This is a genomic window from Halomonas terrestris, assembly GCF_049166755.1.
Lineage (GTDB): Bacteria > Pseudomonadota > Gammaproteobacteria > Pseudomonadales > Halomonadaceae > Halomonas.
In genome coordinates this window covers 1-14,954 of sequence record NZ_JBMHFZ010000003.1, presented here as the reverse complement: position 1 = coordinate 14,954, position 14,954 = coordinate 1, and the positions used below count along the sequence as shown (strand labels likewise).

Sequence of the window (14,954 nt, the reverse complement as noted above, 5' to 3'; positions counted from 1 at the left end):
CCCGGGTAGAATGCCCGGGCAATCCCCCTGACGAGCCCGGCATGTCCGATACCCCTTCCTCCCTCTCACCGGCCGGCGACCGCCATTTCGACGGCCTGGCCGACAAGTTCGCCGACAGCCTCTACGGCGCCCCCCGCGGCGAGCTGCGCCTGGCCCTGCTCGACCGGCTGCTGCCCGGGATGCTGGAGCTCGAGGGCCAGCCGCTGCTCGACGTGGGTGGGGGGCTGGGCCAGCTGGCTGCCTGGTTCGCCGGGCGTGGCCATGCGGTGACCCTGGCCGAGCCCTCCGGCGAGATGCTCGAGCGGGCCCGCAACCACCTGGCAGGGCAGCCGGTGAGCCTGCTCCAGGCGCCGCTGCAGGCGCTCCCGGAGCGGGCCCCCGGTCCCTGGCCGCTGATCGCCTGCCATGCGGTCCTGGAGTGGCTGGCCGACCCGCGTGCGGCGCTGGCCACCCTGGCGGGCCTGCTGGCGCCGGATGGCCAGCTCTCGCTGATGGTCTTCAACCGCGATGCGCTGAGGATGTCCAATGTGGTCAAGGGCAACCTGGAGAAGGCGCTCGCCGATCGTCTCGAGGGTAGCGGCAGGCGCCAGCGGCTGACGCCGATCTCGCCGCTCACCCATGCCCAGATCGAGGCCTGGAGCGCCGAGAACGGCCTGTCCATCACCGCGGTGGCGGGCATCCGGGTCTTCCACGACTACCTGCGCCAGCCACCGCAGTCCGAGGCAGACAGGGATCGGCTGCTCGCCCTCGAGCAACGCTACTGCCGGGTCGATCCCCACTGGCGCCTGGGCCGTTACCTGCTCTACACCCTGGAACCTTCGCCGACCCGACCCGAGGAGCCCGTGACATGAGTGCCGAGACCCCGGTGTGCCAGTTGCTGGAACGCCAGGAAGCCGACTACCGCGGCTGGTGGTGGGTGGCCCCGCCGCGGGACGCCTGGCTGGAAGCGGGGGAGGGCACGGCGATCAGCGCCGACGCCTCGCTGCTCGAGGCCTGGCGCGGCCATGGCCGGCCGGCCTTCTCGCCCTTCGACGACGGTGCGGCGGCCGCTGCCGATGGCGGCGTGGCGGGGGCCGTGCTGTTCTGGCCCAAGAGCCATGCGCTGGGCGAGTGGTGGCTGCTGTGGCTCTGCACGGTGTTGCCGCCGGGCACGCCGCTGCAGCTCGCCGGCGAGCACCAGGGCGGCATCAAGCGGGTGCTCAAGGTGCTGGCCGCCCTGGGACTGGGCTGCCGCAAGCGCGACAGCGCTCGGCGCTGCTCGCTGTTCGAGACGCGCCTGGGCCGTGTCGGCCTCGATCCCGATGCGGCCTGGACCCGGTTCGAGGCCGCGGGGCTGACCCTGGTCAGCCATCCCGGTGTGTTCGGCCACGGCAAGCTCGACGACGGCACCCGGCTGCTGCTGGAGACGCTGCCCGGCGTCCTGCCGCAAGCGAGCGGGAAGGGGGAGGGCCTCGGTGATGCGCCGGGCGAGGTTCTCGACATGGGCTGCGGCGACGGCATCCTGGCCGCCTGGCTGTCGCGTCGCGGGGCCAGTGTCACTGCCGTGGACGTCAACGCCTTCGCCGTGGAGGCGACCCGGCGGACCCTGGCCGCCAACGGGCTGCCTGGGGAGACGCGACTCGGCGACGTCTATGCCACCCTCGGCGAGCGGCGCTTCGCGGCGATCGTCAGCAATCCGCCCTTCCACCAGGAGCGAGCCATCGACTACGGCCCGGCGGCGCGGCTGATCCTCGAGGCGCCCGAGTACCTGGTGTCGGGCGGCCAGCTGGTGGTCGTGGCCAATGCCTTCCTGCCCTATCCGGATCTCCTGGCGCGCGCCTTCGGGGGCTTCGAGATCCTCGCCGACGACCGCCGCTACCGGGTCTATCGCGCGGTCAAGGGCTGATCAGGCCTGCGGGTCGCGATAGTCGATCCCGGTGATCACGTAGGTGGTCTCGCCGCCCGGGGCGGCCACCGTCACCTCGTCGTCCAGTGACTTGCCCAGCAGCGCCCTGGCCAGGGGAGCATCGACGCTGATCCAGCGTTTCGTCGTGTCGGTCTCGTCGTGGCCGACGATGCGGATGCGGGTCTCCTCGCCGTCGTCGTCCTCCAGGGTGACGAAGGCGCCGAAGTAGACCTTGTCGGTGTCGGCCGGCAGACGATCCACCACCTGCAGCTCGTCGAGGCGCTTGGTCAGGTAGCGGATCCGGGCGATGACCCGGTTGAGCTCCTTCTTGTTGTAGGTGTAGTCGGCGTTCTCGCTGCGGTCGCCGAGCGCCGCCGCCTCGCCGACCTTGGCCGAGAGGGCGGGGCGCTTGACCCGCGAGAGGTGGTCGAGGATGCCGCGCAGCCGCTCGGCGCCCTCGGCGGTGATCAGGTTGCTCTTCGGTTCCTGGCGCGGGTCCTTGGCCGGGTCGCGCCAGCGGGTCATGTTGCGGCCTTTCATGGTCGGGCTTCCCTCGTCTGCCTGGCTGGCAACATACGCCATCGGGGCCGGTGCCGCCAAGCCGTCGGCAGCACGCCTGGCCATTCATTCAAACGTTCGTTACATTGCGCGAGTGGGACATCCAACAACAAGCAACGAGGAGAGACCGCATGATTCGACGCCGACTGCTGGCCACCGTCCTCGGCCTGGGGCTTGCCGCGACCCCCGTGGCAGGCCTGTTCGCCTGGGAGGCGGAGGTCGACACCCTGAAGCAGCGCTGGGAGCGGGTCACCACCGAGCTGCCGGAAGGCGAGCGCCGCGGCGACCTGAAGGCGCTCGCCGCGGAGGCCGAACGCCTGGCCGGGGCCCATCCCGACGCCGCCATGCCACAGGTCTGGCACGGCATCATCGAGGCCTCCCACGCCCGGGAGCGCAGCGGCCTGGGGGCCCTCTCCAGCGCCCGCACCGCCCGCGATGCCCTGGAGGCGGCCATCGAGCTCGATCCCCGGGGTGCCGATGGCTCCGCCTACGTGACCCTGGGTGCGCTCTACGACCGGGTGCCCGGGGGCCTGGTCGGCTTCGGTGACAGCGAGACCGCCGAGCGCATGTTCAGGCGCGCCCTGGAGATCCGCCCCGAGGGCATCGATGTCAACTTCTACTTTGCCGCCTTCCTCGAGGAGGAGGGGCGCCTCGACGAGGCCCGGGAGCACGCCCGGCGCGCCGTGGAGGGCCAGGCCCGCGAGGGGCGGGGGGCCTCCGACGAGGCGCTGCGCGAGGAGGCCGGTGAGCTGCTGGGTCGCCTCTGAGCGTCCCGGTGGCGGGTGCCGTCGGGTTGGCATCCGCGCTTCGGGTCACGATAATGGGCGTCTTTGCGCAAGCGGAGACCGCCATGAGTGACTCCCCCGAGGAGCGGGACCTCGCCGCGGCGGCGCCCTTCACCGCCGCCGACGTGGAGCTGCGGGAGCGTCGCTGCCTGCACCAGGGCTTCTTCCGCCTGGAGGAGCTGCACCTGCGTCATCGCCTCTTCGAGGGCGGCTGGAGCGGCGAGGTGGTGCGCGAGGTCCATCATCGCCACGACGCCGTGGGCGTGCTGCTCTATGATGTGGAACGAGATGCCGTGGTGCTGATCGAGCAGTTCCGTGCCGGCGCGCTGGAGGATCCCGACTCACCCTGGAAGCTCGAGGTGGTGGCGGGGTTGGTCGAGCGGGGCGAGGGCGTCGCCGAGGTCGCCCGCCGCGAGGCGCTGGAAGAGGCCGGCTGCGAGGTGGGGGAGCTGATCGAGCTGCACCGCTACTATCCCAGTCCGGGGGCCTGCGACGAGCGGGTCACCCTGTTCTGTGGCCTGGTCGACAGCCGTGGCCTTGGCGGGGTGCACGGCCTCGACGAGGAGCACGAGGACATTCGCGTGCATGTGTTGCCGTTCACCCGGGCGTGGGAACTCCTCGAGGCCGGGCGACTCGACAATGCCATGTGTCTGATCGCCTTCCACTGGCTGGCAGGCGAACGCGCATCATTGCGAGCAAGGAGGTAGCGTGTCGAGAACAGCCTATGTCACCGACCTGAAGAGCCTGCAGGGCGAGTGCACCGCCAATTACCTGCGCCTGACCCGGTTGCTGGGGGACCTGGAAGCCGGCGAGACCCGCGAGGTGGAGCTGCTGCGGGGTGGTCGACGGCTTGGCGCCCTGTGCATCGAGGTGCTCGAGCAGGCGCCCTACACCACCATCGTCCGGGTCTCCCAGCAGGGCGTGCTCGACCAGCTGATAGAGACGCCGCGCATGCGCGTGCACCTCTATCACGACGTGCGCATGGCCGAAGTCACCGACTTCCAGCGCCAGCGACATTTCCACGGCCGCTACCGCTATCCCAACGCCCGCATGCACCAGCCCGACGAGAAGCTGCAGCTCAACCGCTTCCTCGGCGAGTGGCTGGAGTATGGCCTGGCCCACGGCCACTCCATCGACCTGCCCGAACTGCCCTGATGCGCCTGATCCAGATCAGCGACTGCCACCTGCATGCCGACCCCCGTGCCCGTTCCCGGGCCGGCTTCCCGCTGCGCCAGCTCGAGGCGGTGGTCGCGGCGGTGAATCGGGAACGACCGGACATGGTGCTGGTGACCGGCGACATCAGCCAGGACGAGACGGCGGCCTCCTACCAGCTGGCAGCCCGGACCCTGGGGGAGCTGAGTGCTCCCTGGTTCTGGCTGGCGGGCAACCACGACGCGCCGGCACTGATGGTCGAGACCCGCGAGCTGCTCGACGAGCTGGACCTCGACGGCTGGCGGGTGCTGCTGCTGGATACCCGCGTCAGTGGCCAGCCCCACGGCGAGCTGGGGCCCGAGCGGCTCGGCCGGCTGGCCGAGCGTCTCGAGCAGGACGAACGCCCGACCCTGCTGGTGATGCACCACCCGCCGCTGGCCATCGGCTCGGCCTGGCTCGACGAGATCGGCCTGCACGATCGCGAGGCCTTCTGGCAGACCCTGTCGGCCTATCGCCAGGTCAAGGCGATCCTCTGCGGCCATATCCACCAGGCCTTCGCCAGCCACCAGCAGCGGGAGGAGGGCGAGGTGGCGGTCTACGGCTGTCCTTCCACCACCGACCAGTTCCTGCCCGGCGCCGAGCATTTCGCCGTCGACGAGGCATCGCGGCCCGGCTACCGGGTCGTCGACCTCGAGTCCGGCGACCTGACCACCTGGGTGGAGCGAGTGGACCTCTGAGCGACCCCGCGGGCGGGGCATTCCCGGATCGAGATATCCTTTTTTGCTCTAAAAAGATAGTTATTAATTCTTTTGGGTTATTATCGGTCCGGCATTACCCTGTGTCGCATGATCTCCGCCAATGTCATGCGAGGTAGCCGGGCCATGACCACTCAAGTTGCACCGACACGTCATGCACCGAGCCGCGAGTCGGCCGCCCAGTCCAGCGGGGCGTCATCGATGGCCGCCCTCACGCCGCGTCGGTTGACCCACCTCGAGCAGCTCGAGGCCGAGTCGATCCATATCATCCGCGAGGTGGCCGCCGAGTTCTCCAACCCGGTGATGCTCTATTCCATCGGCAAGGACTCCTCGGTGATGCTGCACCTGGCGCGCAAGGCCTTCTACCCGGGGCCGCCGCCATTCCCGCTGATGCACATCAACACCACCTGGAAGTTCCGCGAGATGATCGCCTTCCGCGACCGCATGGCGGCGGAATCGGGCATGGAGCTGATCGAGTACATCAACGAGGAGGGGCGTGCCGCCGGCATCAATCCCTTCGATCACGGCTCCAGCGGCTATACCGACGTGATGAAGACCGCCGCCCTCAAGCAGGCGCTGGACAAGTACGGCTTCGATGCCGCCTTCGGCGGTGCCCGCCGCGACGAGGAGGCATCGCGTGCCAAGGAGCGGGTGTTCTCCTTCCGCGACCGGCACCACCGCTGGGACCCCAAGAACCAGCGCCCCGAGCTGTGGAACCTCTATAACGCCCGGGTCAACAAGGGCGAGTCGATCCGCGCCTTCCCGCTCTCCAACTGGACCGAGCTGGACATCTGGCAGTACATCCACCTCGAGTCCATTTCCATCGTGCCGCTCTACTACGCTGCCCCGCGCCCGGTGGTGGAGCGCGACGGCATGCTGATCATGGTCGACGACGAGCGGATGCCGCTGGCGCCCGGCGAGGTGCCGGAGGAGAAGTGGGTGCGCTTCCGCACCCTGGGCTGCTACCCGCTCACCGGCGCGGTGGAATCCAGGGCCGCCACCCTGCCCGAGATCATCCAGGAGATGCTGCTGACCCGCACCTCCGAGCGCAGCGGCCGCGCCATCGACCACGACCAGGCGGGCTCCATGGAGAGGAAGAAGCGTGAGGGGTATTTCTAGTCGCTGGCGAAAACTCGCTGCGCTCGGCCATACGGCGTTGAACATCGGCTCAAGATGCTCATTTACTACAGTAAACTCCGCTCTTTCGTCTCTGTTCGCCTTGTCTGGCCATCGCTCGCTGACTTTTCGCTCAGCGCCTGTTTAAAGATCAATAGGGTATCGAAATGGCCCATCAGTCTTCTCTAATTGCGGACAATATCGAGCAGTACCTGCACGAGCACGAGAACAAGGACCTGCTGCGCTTCATCACCTGCGGCAGCGTCGACGACGGCAAGTCGACCCTGATCGGCCGGCTGCTGCACGACTCCAAGATGATCTTCGACGACCAGCTCGCGGCGATCACCCAGGCCTCCAGGAAGAGCGGCACCACCGGCGAGGCGGTGGACCTGGCGCTGCTGGTCGACGGCCTGCAGTCCGAGCGGGAGCAGGGCATCACCATCGATGTCGCCTACCGCTTCTTCTCCACCGACAAGCGCAAGTTCATCATCGCCGACACCCCGGGCCACGAGCAGTACACCCGCAACATGGCCACCGGGGCCTCCACGGCGAGCCTGGCGATCATCCTGATCGATGCTCGATACGGCGTTCAAACGCAAACCAGGAGGCACAGCTTCATCGCCGACCTGCTGGGCATCCAGCACCTGGTGATTGCGGTCAACAAGATGGACCTGGTCGGCTTCGACCAGGCGCGCTTCGAGGAGATCGTCGCCGACTATCGTGCCTTTGCCGGGCAGCTCGCCGCGCCGGACATCCACTTCGTGCCGCTCTCGGCGCTGGAGGGCGACAACGTCGTCAACCGCAGCGAGAAGACGCCCTGGTACGCCGGGCCGCCGCTGCTCGAGCTGCTGGAGGGCATCGAGGTCAGCCGTGATCGCAACCTGAGCGACCTGCGCCTGCCGGTGCAGTACGTCAACCGTCCGAACCTGGATTTCCGTGGCTATGCCGGCACCCTGGAGGCGGGCATCCTGCGTCCGGGCCAGGCGATCAAGGTGCTGCCTTCCGGCCGGACCTCGACGGTCGAGCGCATCGTCACCTTCGATGGCGACCTGGAGGCCGCCTGGCCGGGGCAGGCGATCACCGTGACCCTGCGTGACGAGATCGACATCTCCCGGGGTGACTGGATCGTGGCCGCCGATGCCGAGGTAGCCCTGGCCGATGCCTTCGACGCCGACATCGTGTGGATGCACGAGGAGGCCCTGGTGCCGGGCCGGCAGGTCGACATCCGCCTGGCGGGCCGCTCGGTGGCCGGCCAGGTCGGGGCCATCCACCATCAGGTGGACGTCAACAGCCTGGAGCAGCATGCCGCCGGACAGCTCGAGCTCAACGCCATCGCCCGCTGCCGTGTCGAACTGACCGCCCGGGTGCCGCTGGACGACTATGGAACGAGCCCGGGTACCGGGAGCTTCATCGTCATCGACCGTCTGAGCAACGTCACCGTCGGGGCCGGCATGATTCGTGCCGTGGCCGAGGACGAGTCGGCGAGCGCCGGCGAGGTCGACTGGGCCGGCTTCGAGCTGGAGCTCAATGCCCTGGTGCGCAAGTACTTCCCCCATTGGGAGGCGAAGGACATCCGCGAGCTGCTGCGATAGGCCAGCTGGCTGCGAGGTGAGGGGCGCCGGGTAAGCCCCATCTGAGAGTTGCCTCGCGAAAGAACCCTGCTCTGGTAGGCTGTGTCCAAAGCGTCACAGCCGACCCGGAGCCCACTCCTCGATGATCATTCTAGCTGTTGCCCTGCTGCTGGCCATCTTCCTGCTGCCCAACCTCTGGGCCAAGTGGGTGCTCGACCGCCATGCCCTGCCACGGGACGACTATCCCGGTACCGGTGGCGAGTTCGCCGAGCATCTGCTGTCGCGGCTCGGCATCGACGGGGTGCAGGTGGAGCTGACCGACCAGGGCGACCACTACGACCCCGAGGCGCGCCGGGTGCGGCTGTCGCGTGATATCCATGGAGGCCGTTCGCTGACCGCGGTGACGGTGGCAGCCCACGAGGTGGGCCATGCCATTCAGCATCACCGCGGCTATGCCCCCTTGATGGCCCGCTCCCGCCTGGTGGCGGTGGCCCAGCAGGCCGAGAAGATCGGCGCGCTGCTGATGATGGCCGCCCCCTTCCTGTTCATCCTCACCCGCATGCCCGGCGGCATGCTGATCGTGCTGCTGGCCGCGGTGCTCAGCTTCGGCACCGCCGCCCTGGTGCACCTGGTGACCCTGCCGGTGGAGTTCGACGCCAGCTTCCAGCGGGCCCTGCCGCTGCTCAGGGAGTATATCCCGCCCTACGACATGCCCGGCGCCCGTCACGTGCTCACCGCCTGCGCCTTCACCTATGTGGCCGCCTCGCTGGCCAGCCTGCTCAACCTGGGGCGGTGGCTGGTGATCCTCAGGCGGTAGGTCCTACCCGGGCCGGTCGGCCATGATCACGGCCCGCCGCGGGGCGGGGTAGCCCTCCCGCGTGCGGGTAGGGTCCTCGGGGTCGAGGAAGTCGGCCAGTGACTGGAAGGTCATCCAGTCGGTGGCGCGTTGCTCCTCACGAGTGGTCACCGCCTCGTCCACCACCCGCACGTTCGTGAAGCCGCAGCGCCCGAGCCACTGGCAAAGCGCCGCCGACGACGGCAGGAAGTAGACGTTGGGCATGGCGGCGTAGCGTTCGCCGGGCAGCAGCACGGTGGTTTCATCGCCCTCCACCACCAGGGTCTCCAGCACCAGCTCGCCGCCGGGGCGCAGGGCGTCTCTGAGCTGCAGCAGGTGCTCGAGCGGTGAGGGGCGGTGGTAGAGCACGCCCATGGAGAACACCGTGTCGAAGAAGGCGAGCCCTTCCGGCACCTCCTCGATGCCCACCGGCAGGAAATGGGTGCGCCCGCCGTCGGCGTCGCCGACGAAGTGGCGCACCGCCCGGAACTGCCAGAAGAAGCGTGGCGAGGGGTCGATCACCAGCACGAAGGCGGCGCCGGCCCCGCTCATGCGCCAGGCGTGGTAGCCGTTGCCGCCACCCACGTCGAGCACCCGCCGGCCGTGGAGATCCGCCAGGTGCGGGGCCAGGCGCTGCCACTTCCAGTCCGAGCGCCACTCGGTGTCGATGTGGATGCCACCCAGCCGATAGGGGCCCTTGCGCCAGGGCATGAGCTTGCGCAGCAGGTTCTCGCACTGGCGGCGGCAGCTGTCGGAGAGTGCGAGATCGACCCCGACGGTGTCGGCATCCAGGCGGACTTCGCGCTCGACGGGCAGGGCGGGGAGCTTGGCCACGGCCTTCTCCCAGGCGGGGAGGTCGCCGTAGCGGCGGCGGTCGAGGCCGCGGGCGAGCTGGTCGGGCAGCCGGGCGAGCCAGGTGTCGAGGCCCTGGTCGAGGAGGGCCCGGTAGAGGTCGTGGTGTTCGGGGGCAATGGGCACGTCAGGCCTCCCGGTCGTGCCGCGGCGCCGGGGCATCCTTGAAGGCGATCAGCGAGGCGAAGTTCAGGAACTGGAACCAGGTGTGGCAGCGGGAGAACCCGGCGCGGGCCAGTCGGGCGTGGTGGGCCGCCAGGGTGTCGGGCACCAGCACGTTCTCCAGCGCCGTGCGCTTCTGGCTGATCTCCAGGTCGCTGTAGCCGTTGGCGCGCTTGAAGTCGTGGTAGCGCTCCACCCGCCAGGCGTTCTCCTGCTCGTCCTCGGCGACGACCTTCTCGGAGAGCACCAGCACCCCGCCGGGTTCCAGCGCCTCGAAGAGGCGCGCCATCACCGCGTCGCGGTCGTCGGGGGCGAGGAACTGCAGGGTGAAGTTGAGCACGACCATGCCGGCGGGCGCATAGTCGAGCCGGCGGATGTCGCCCTCGACCACCTCCATGGCGTGATCGGGGCACTCCGCGGCCAGGGTCTCCCGGGCCCGGGCCGCCATGGCCGGCGACAGGTCGACCCCGGTATAGCGGAAGGCATCGGGCGGCAGGGTTCCGGCCAGCGCCAGTCCGGCGGCGCCCAGCGAGCAGCCCAGGTCATAGACACGGGCGCCGTGGCGCAGGTGGCGCTGGGCGATCAGCCCCAGCATGCCGAGTATCTGGCCATAGCCTGGTACCGAGCGGCGGATCATGTCCGGGAAGCAGGCCACGACCTGCTCGTCGAAGGAGAAGCGCGCCACCCGGTCCAGGGGTGTCGAAAAGATCGCGTCACGGTAAGATGCGTCACTCATGGGCCGAGTCGGAAATCGTGCGGGAAAAGGACGCCCATTCTACGTCTCACGCGCCTCGGCTGCACGACAGGATGTCCAGGAGGAAACCATGACCCAGATGACGATCGACCAGCGGGGCGCCTGGCGCGCCCTGGCCACCCACGCCGACGCCATGCGTGGCGTGCACCTGCGTGACCTCTTCGCCGGGGAGTCCGGCCGTCATGCGGCCTATACCCGCCACGCGGCGGGGCTGACCCTGGATCTCTCCAAGCAGCGCTGGTCCGGGGAGACCTTCGGCCTGCTGCTGGAGCTGGCCAGGGAGGCCGAGCTGCCCGAGGCGATCCGTGCCCTGCTCGACGGCGAACGCGTCAATCGCAGCGAGGACCGCCCGGCGCTGCACACCGCCCTGCGCCTGCCGGCGGATGCGTCGCTGGTGGTGGAGGGCGAGGACCTGGTGCCCGCGGTGCACGCGACCCTGGATCGCATGGCCACCATGGTCGAGCGCTTCCATGCCGGCCAGTGGCGCGGCGCCACCGGCAAGGCGATCCGTCACGTGGTCAACCTGGGGGTCGGCGGCTCCGACCTCGGCCCGCTGATGGTGACCCATGCCCTGGCCGACTATCGACCGGAGGATGTGCATCGCACCGAGGTGCACTTCGCCTCCACCATGGACGGCTCGCAGCTGGCCGACTACCTGGCGCGGCTCAACCCCGAGACCACGCTGTTCGTGCTCTCCTCGAAGTCCTTCACCACCATCGACACCCTCTCCAATGCCCGCACCGCCCGGGACTGGCTGATGGCCCGCCTGGACGGCGAGGAGGGGGTCGACGCCGAGCTGGTGATGCGCCAGCACTTCATCGGCGTCTCGGCCAGCCCCGAGAAGATGAACGACTGGGGCATCGCCCCGGACCACCAGCTGGAGTTCTGGGAGTGGGTCGGCGGGCGCTATTCGCTGTGGGGGGGCATCGGCCTGCCCATCGCCCTGGTGGTCGGCATGGAGAATTTCCGCGAGCTGCTGGCCGGGGCTCACGCCATGGATCGCCACTTCCGCGAGGCGGCGCTGGCCGACAACCTGCCGGTGCTGCTGGCGCTGGCGGGGATCTGGAACGTCAACTTCCTGGATATCCGCGCCCACTCCATCCTGCCCTACGATGGCCGCCTGGAGTACTTCGCCGCCTATCTCGAGCAGCTCGAGATGGAGTCCAACGGCAAGTCGGTGACCCACGACGGCCGCGAGGTGGCCTATTCCACCTGCCCGGTACTCTGGGGACAGCTCGGCCCCAACGCCCAGCACGCCTTCTACCAGCTCCTGCACCAGGGCACCCAGGCGGTGGAGTGTGACTTCATCGCCCCTCTGGTACGCTACGATGACGTCACCGACGAGGCGACCCGCGACCACCTGATGGGGCAGCACCGCCTGACCCTGGCGAACTGCTTCGCCCAGTCGCGGGTACTGATGCTCGGCGACGATGCCATCGCCGACGATGGCCCGCGCCCCGGCCACAAGCGCTATCGCGGCAACCAGCCCTCCACCACGCTGCTGCTCGACCGCCTGACGCCGGCCACCCTGGGGGCGCTGGTCGCGCTCTACGAGCACAAGGTATTCGTCCAGGCCACGATCTGGGAGATCAACCCCTTCGACCAGTGGGGCGTTGAGCTGGGCAAGAAGATTGCCGGCGAGACCCAGCATATCCTCGAGAGCCGCCACGGCCTCGAGGCCATGGACGACTCCACTCGCGCGCTGATCGAGGCCGTGTGGCGGGCGGAGCGGGCGATGGGAGCCGGCTCGCGATGAGGCTGGCTGTTTGTACAGGGGTTGCGGTATGCTGAGCGCTGCCCTCCGCCCGCCGGTGGCCAGTGGGGTGCTCTATCTGCATGGTTTCAACAGTGGCAGCGGTTCGCCCAAGGCGGCGCTGATGCGTGCCACCTGTGCTGCCCTGGGGCTGCCCTGCGCGACGCCACAGCAGCCCCACCGGCCGCGGGCGGCCCTGGCACTTGCCGAATCGCTGTTCGAGGGGCTGGGCCCGAGTCCCATGGTGGTCGGCAGCTCCCTGGGGGGCTTCCTGGCCACCTGCCTGGCCGAGCGCCATGACCTGCCGGCGGCGTTGATCAACCCGGCGGTGGGGCCCGCCGGGCTGGTCGCCGACTGGATCGGCGAGGCCTTCGTCAACGATCACACCGGCGAGAATTTTCGGGTGGAGATGGCGCACCTCGAGGAGCTCGAGGCGCTGACGCCCACCCGGGTCACGGTGGAGCGCTATCTCCTGCTGCTGGGCAGTGCCGACGAGACCCTGGACCCGGGAGATGCCTTCCGGTTCTACCGGGGCGCGAGGACGATCCTCCATCCGAGCGGGGACCATGGCTTCGCGGTGCTGGCCGACCACCTGCCGGCGATCCTGGCCCATGGTGGCCACCGGCTGGCCCATGGCTGCATCACCCGTCGGGACAGCGACGACACATGACGCTTGCCGGGCCCCGGCAGGGGGCGCAACGAACGACACGCAACCACTCTGGATGACGCATGACACAGTACAGCGCCAGCTCCATTGAAGTCCTTTCCGGCCTCGAGCCGGTGCGCAAGCGCCCCGGCATGTACACCGACACCAGCCGCCCCAACCACCTGGTCCAGGAGGTCATCGACAACAGCGTCGACGAGGCGCTGGCCGGTCATGCCGGGGAGATCACCGTGCGCCTGTTCGAGGATGGCGGCATCGAGGTGGTCGACGATGGCCGCGGCATGCCCATCGACATCCACCCGGAGCATGGCGTCTCCGGCATCGAACTGATCCTCACCCGGCTGCATGCCGGCGGCAAGTTCTCCCAGTCGAGCTATCGCTTCTCCGGCGGCCTGCACGGCGTGGGGGTGTCGGTGGTCAATGCCCTGTCGAAGCGACTCGAGGTCGAGGTGCTGCGTGACGGCAGCCGTCATGCCATGGCCTTCGAGCACGGCGAGCTGGCATCCCCGCTGTCTGTGATCGGCAGCTGCGCCAGGCGCGCCCGGGGCACCGTGGTGCGCTTCTGGCCCGAGGCGAGCTATTTCGACAGCCCGAGGCTGTCGCTGGGGCGACTGAAGCACCTGCTGCGGGCCAAGGCGGTGCTCTGTCCGGGCCTCAGGGTGGTGCTGGTCGAGCCCGACGGCGGCGAGAGCGTCTGGCAGTACGAGGATGGCCTGCGCGACTACCTGGCCCAGGCCACCGACGGCTATGAGGTGCTGCCCCAGTCCCCCTTCGTCGGCCACTTCGCCGACGACGAGCAGGCGGTGGACTGGGCCATCCAGTGGCTGCCCGAGGGCGGCGAGCCGCTGATGGAGAGCTACGTCAACCTGATCCCCACCCCCCAGGGCGGCACCCACGTCAACGGCCTGCGCGCCGGGCTGCTCGATGCCCTGCGCGAGTTCTGCGAATACCGCAGCCTGCTGCCCCGGGGCGTCAAGCTCACCGCCGAGGACCTCTGGGAGCGGGTCTCCTACGTGTTCTCGGTCAAGATGCTCGACCCCCAGTTCGCCGGCCAGACCAAGGAGCGCCTGTCGTCGCGCACCGTGGCCGGCTTCGTCTCCGGGGTGGTCAAGGACGCCTTCTCGCTGTGGCTCAATCACCACGTGGACCAGGCCGAGGCGCTGGCCGAGCTGGTGATCAGCGCCGCCCAGCGCCGCCAGAAGAGCGCGAAGAAGGTGGCCCGCAAGAAGGTCACCTCCGGCCCGGCACTGCCCGGCAAGCTGGCCGACTGCTCCGGCCAGGACCCTGCGGCCAGCGAGCTGTTCCTGGTGGAGGGCGACTCGGCCGGCGGCAGCGCCAAGCAGGCGCGCAACCGCGAGAGCCAGGCGATCCTGCCGCTGCGCGGCAAGATACTCAACACCTGGGAGGTGGAGGCCCACGACATCTACGGCTCCCAGGAGGTCCACGACATCGCCGTGGCCGTGGGCATGGACCCGGGCAGCGACGACCTCTCCAAGCTGCGCTACCACAAGATCTGCATCCTGGCCGACGCTGACTCCGACGGCCTGCACATCGCCACGCTGCTCTGCGCGCTCTTCGTGCGCCACTTTCCGGCGCTGGTGGATGCCGGCCACGTCTACGTGGCGATGCCGCCGCTCTACCGCATCGACCTGGGCAAGGAGGTGCACTATGCCCTGGACGAGAGCGAGAAGGCGGCGATCCTGCGTCGGCTCGAGGGCAGGCGCGGCACGCCCAACGTGCAGCGCTTCAAGGGCCTGGGCGAGATGAGCCCGCTGCAGCTGCGCGAGACCACCATGGCGGTGGAGACCCGTCGCCTGGTGCAGCTCACCCGCGAGGTGGGCGACGGCACCATGGAGATGATGGACATGCTGCTGGCCAAGAAGCGCTCCGCCGACCGCAAGAGCTGGCTCGAGGATTACGGCAACCTGGCGGATATCGAAGTCTGACCCGGCTTCGCCGGAAGCTGTAAGCCGTAAGCATGAAGCTGGAAGAACTACCGAGGCTAGCGGCGCCGGGGCGGGCAGGCGGAGTCGCCTTTGGGGTCAGACCCCGGCGGCGGCACCTTCGTTGGAACGATTCACGAGACGGGCCGAGACGACACGGCTGGGGTCT

General features: G+C 69.1%; 15 protein-coding genes. 12 read left to right on the top strand and 3 right to left on the bottom strand.

Annotated features, from left to right (window positions below; genetic code table 11):
* Positions 1 to 41: 41 nt before the first annotated feature.
* Both ACOMD9_RS04185 and ACOMD9_RS04180 read left to right on the top strand, forming a co-directional pair.
* Positions 42 to 851: a methyltransferase domain-containing protein gene (locus ACOMD9_RS04185; RefSeq protein ID WP_421412308.1), complete on the top strand. Its 810-nt coding sequence runs from the start codon at positions 42 to 44 to the stop codon at positions 849 to 851.
* Positions 848 to 1,885 carry a methyltransferase gene (locus tag ACOMD9_RS04180; RefSeq protein WP_421412307.1) on the top strand — a complete coding sequence of 346 codons (1,038 nt, stop codon included), beginning with the start codon at positions 848 to 850 and terminating at the stop codon, positions 1,883 to 1,885. The genes ACOMD9_RS04185 and ACOMD9_RS04180 overlap by 4 nt, the downstream gene beginning before the upstream one ends.
* On the opposite strand, the gene greB is transcribed toward ACOMD9_RS04180, so the two are convergent.
* Positions 1,886 to 2,425 (bottom strand): transcription elongation factor GreB, encoded by a 540-nt coding sequence (greB, locus tag ACOMD9_RS04175; protein ID WP_421412306.1) that lies wholly within the window; start codon positions 2,423 to 2,425, stop codon positions 1,886 to 1,888.
* Between the two features lie 149 nt (positions 2,426 to 2,574).
* Between greB and ACOMD9_RS04170 the strand changes: the two genes are divergently transcribed.
* The 7 genes from ACOMD9_RS04170 to ACOMD9_RS04140 all read left to right on the top strand — a co-directional run bounded on the left by ACOMD9_RS04170 (position 2,575) and on the right by ACOMD9_RS04140 (position 8,639).
* Positions 2,575 to 3,210, top strand: coding sequence for a hypothetical protein (locus ACOMD9_RS04170; protein WP_421412305.1), 636 nt, complete (start codon positions 2,575 to 2,577; stop codon positions 3,208 to 3,210).
* Positions 3,211 to 3,293: 83 nt separating this feature from the next.
* A complete protein-coding gene (locus tag ACOMD9_RS04165; protein WP_421412304.1) occupies positions 3,294 to 3,935 on the top strand; it encodes an NUDIX domain-containing protein in 642 nt (213 codons plus the stop codon).
* 1 nt (position 3,936) lies between these two features.
* Positions 3,937 to 4,383, top strand: coding sequence for a DUF1249 domain-containing protein (locus ACOMD9_RS04160; RefSeq protein ID WP_421412303.1), 447 nt, complete (start codon positions 3,937 to 3,939; stop codon positions 4,381 to 4,383).
* Positions 4,383 to 5,117: a phosphodiesterase gene (locus tag ACOMD9_RS04155; protein WP_421412302.1), complete on the top strand. Its 735-nt coding sequence runs from the start codon at positions 4,383 to 4,385 to the stop codon at positions 5,115 to 5,117. The genes ACOMD9_RS04160 and ACOMD9_RS04155 overlap by 1 nt, the downstream gene beginning before the upstream one ends.
* Positions 5,118 to 5,261: 144 nt before the next feature.
* Complete coding sequence (cysD, locus tag ACOMD9_RS04150; protein ID WP_421412301.1) at positions 5,262 to 6,254, top strand: sulfate adenylyltransferase subunit CysD; 993 nt, start codon at positions 5,262 to 5,264, stop codon at positions 6,252 to 6,254.
* A gap of 164 nt (positions 6,255 to 6,418) precedes the next feature.
* The gene (gene cysN / locus ACOMD9_RS04145; RefSeq protein ID WP_421412300.1) at positions 6,419 to 7,843 is read left to right on the top strand and encodes a sulfate adenylyltransferase subunit CysN; all 1,425 of its coding nucleotides are present in this window, start codon (positions 6,419 to 6,421) and stop codon (positions 7,841 to 7,843) included.
* Positions 7,844 to 7,964: 121 nt separating this feature from the next.
* Positions 7,965 to 8,639 carry a zinc metallopeptidase gene (locus ACOMD9_RS04140; RefSeq protein ID WP_421412299.1) on the top strand — a complete coding sequence of 225 codons (675 nt, stop codon included), beginning with the start codon at positions 7,965 to 7,967 and terminating at the stop codon, positions 8,637 to 8,639.
* A 3-nt stretch (positions 8,640 to 8,642) separates the two neighbouring features.
* On the opposite strand, the gene cmoB is transcribed toward ACOMD9_RS04140, so the two are convergent.
* Positions 8,643 to 9,671: a tRNA 5-methoxyuridine(34)/uridine 5-oxyacetic acid(34) synthase CmoB gene (gene cmoB / locus ACOMD9_RS04135; protein WP_421412298.1), complete on the bottom strand. Its 1,029-nt coding sequence runs from the start codon at positions 9,669 to 9,671 to the stop codon at positions 8,643 to 8,645.
* Complete coding sequence (cmoA, locus tag ACOMD9_RS04130; protein ID WP_421412297.1) at positions 9,637 to 10,407, bottom strand: carboxy-S-adenosyl-L-methionine synthase CmoA; 771 nt, start codon at positions 10,405 to 10,407, stop codon at positions 9,637 to 9,639. Before cmoA ends, cmoB begins: the two co-directional genes overlap by 35 nt.
* 88 nt (positions 10,408 to 10,495) lie before the next feature.
* On the opposite strand from cmoA, the gene pgi reads away from it, so the two are divergent.
* The 3 genes from pgi to parE are packed head-to-tail and all read left to right on the top strand — an operon-like array spanning position 10,496 to position 14,788.
* Positions 10,496 to 12,181, top strand: coding sequence for a glucose-6-phosphate isomerase (gene pgi, locus ACOMD9_RS04125; protein WP_421412296.1), 1,686 nt, complete (start codon positions 10,496 to 10,498; stop codon positions 12,179 to 12,181).
* Between the two features lie 28 nt (positions 12,182 to 12,209).
* On the top strand, positions 12,210 to 12,848 hold the full coding sequence (locus ACOMD9_RS04120; RefSeq protein ID WP_421412295.1) for a YqiA/YcfP family alpha/beta fold hydrolase: 639 nt from the start codon (positions 12,210 to 12,212) through the stop codon (positions 12,846 to 12,848).
* A gap of 59 nt (positions 12,849 to 12,907) precedes the next feature.
* Entirely contained in the window at positions 12,908 to 14,788 is a 1,881-nt protein-coding gene (parE, locus tag ACOMD9_RS04115) for a DNA topoisomerase IV subunit B (RefSeq protein ID WP_421412294.1), read from the top strand.
* Positions 14,789 to 14,954: the final 166 nt, after the last annotated feature.

What these genes read in the sequence shown, in the direction of transcription:
- ACOMD9_RS04185 (WP_421412308.1), top strand. Translation starts at nt 42, where the DNA reads ATGTCCGATACCCCTTCCTCCCTCTCACCGGCCGGCGACCGCCATTTC.
- ACOMD9_RS04180 (WP_421412307.1), top strand. Translation starts at nt 848, where the DNA reads ATGAGTGCCGAGACCCCGGTGTGCCAGTTGCTGGAACGCCAGGAAGCC.
- greB (WP_421412306.1), bottom strand. Translation starts at nt 2,425, where the DNA reads ATGAAAGGCCGCAACATGACCCGCTGGCGCGACCCGGCCAAGGACCCG.
- ACOMD9_RS04170 (WP_421412305.1), top strand. Translation starts at nt 2,575, where the DNA reads ATGATTCGACGCCGACTGCTGGCCACCGTCCTCGGCCTGGGGCTTGCC.
- ACOMD9_RS04165 (WP_421412304.1), top strand. Translation starts at nt 3,294, where the DNA reads ATGAGTGACTCCCCCGAGGAGCGGGACCTCGCCGCGGCGGCGCCCTTC.
- ACOMD9_RS04155 (WP_421412302.1), top strand. Translation starts at nt 4,383, where the DNA reads ATGCGCCTGATCCAGATCAGCGACTGCCACCTGCATGCCGACCCCCGT.
- cysD (WP_421412301.1), top strand. Translation starts at nt 5,262, where the DNA reads ATGACCACTCAAGTTGCACCGACACGTCATGCACCGAGCCGCGAGTCG.
- cysN (WP_421412300.1), top strand. Translation starts at nt 6,419, where the DNA reads ATGGCCCATCAGTCTTCTCTAATTGCGGACAATATCGAGCAGTACCTG.
- ACOMD9_RS04140 (WP_421412299.1), top strand. Translation starts at nt 7,965, where the DNA reads ATGATCATTCTAGCTGTTGCCCTGCTGCTGGCCATCTTCCTGCTGCCC.
- cmoB (WP_421412298.1), bottom strand. Translation starts at nt 9,671, where the DNA reads ATGCCCCGGCGCCGCGGCACGACCGGGAGGCCTGACGTGCCCATTGCC.
- cmoA (WP_421412297.1), bottom strand. Translation starts at nt 10,407, where the DNA reads ATGAGTGACGCATCTTACCGTGACGCGATCTTTTCGACACCCCTGGAC.
- pgi (WP_421412296.1), top strand. Translation starts at nt 10,496, where the DNA reads ATGACCCAGATGACGATCGACCAGCGGGGCGCCTGGCGCGCCCTGGCC.
- ACOMD9_RS04120 (WP_421412295.1), top strand. Translation starts at nt 12,210, where the DNA reads ATGCTGAGCGCTGCCCTCCGCCCGCCGGTGGCCAGTGGGGTGCTCTAT.
- parE (WP_421412294.1), top strand. Translation starts at nt 12,908, where the DNA reads ATGACACAGTACAGCGCCAGCTCCATTGAAGTCCTTTCCGGCCTCGAG.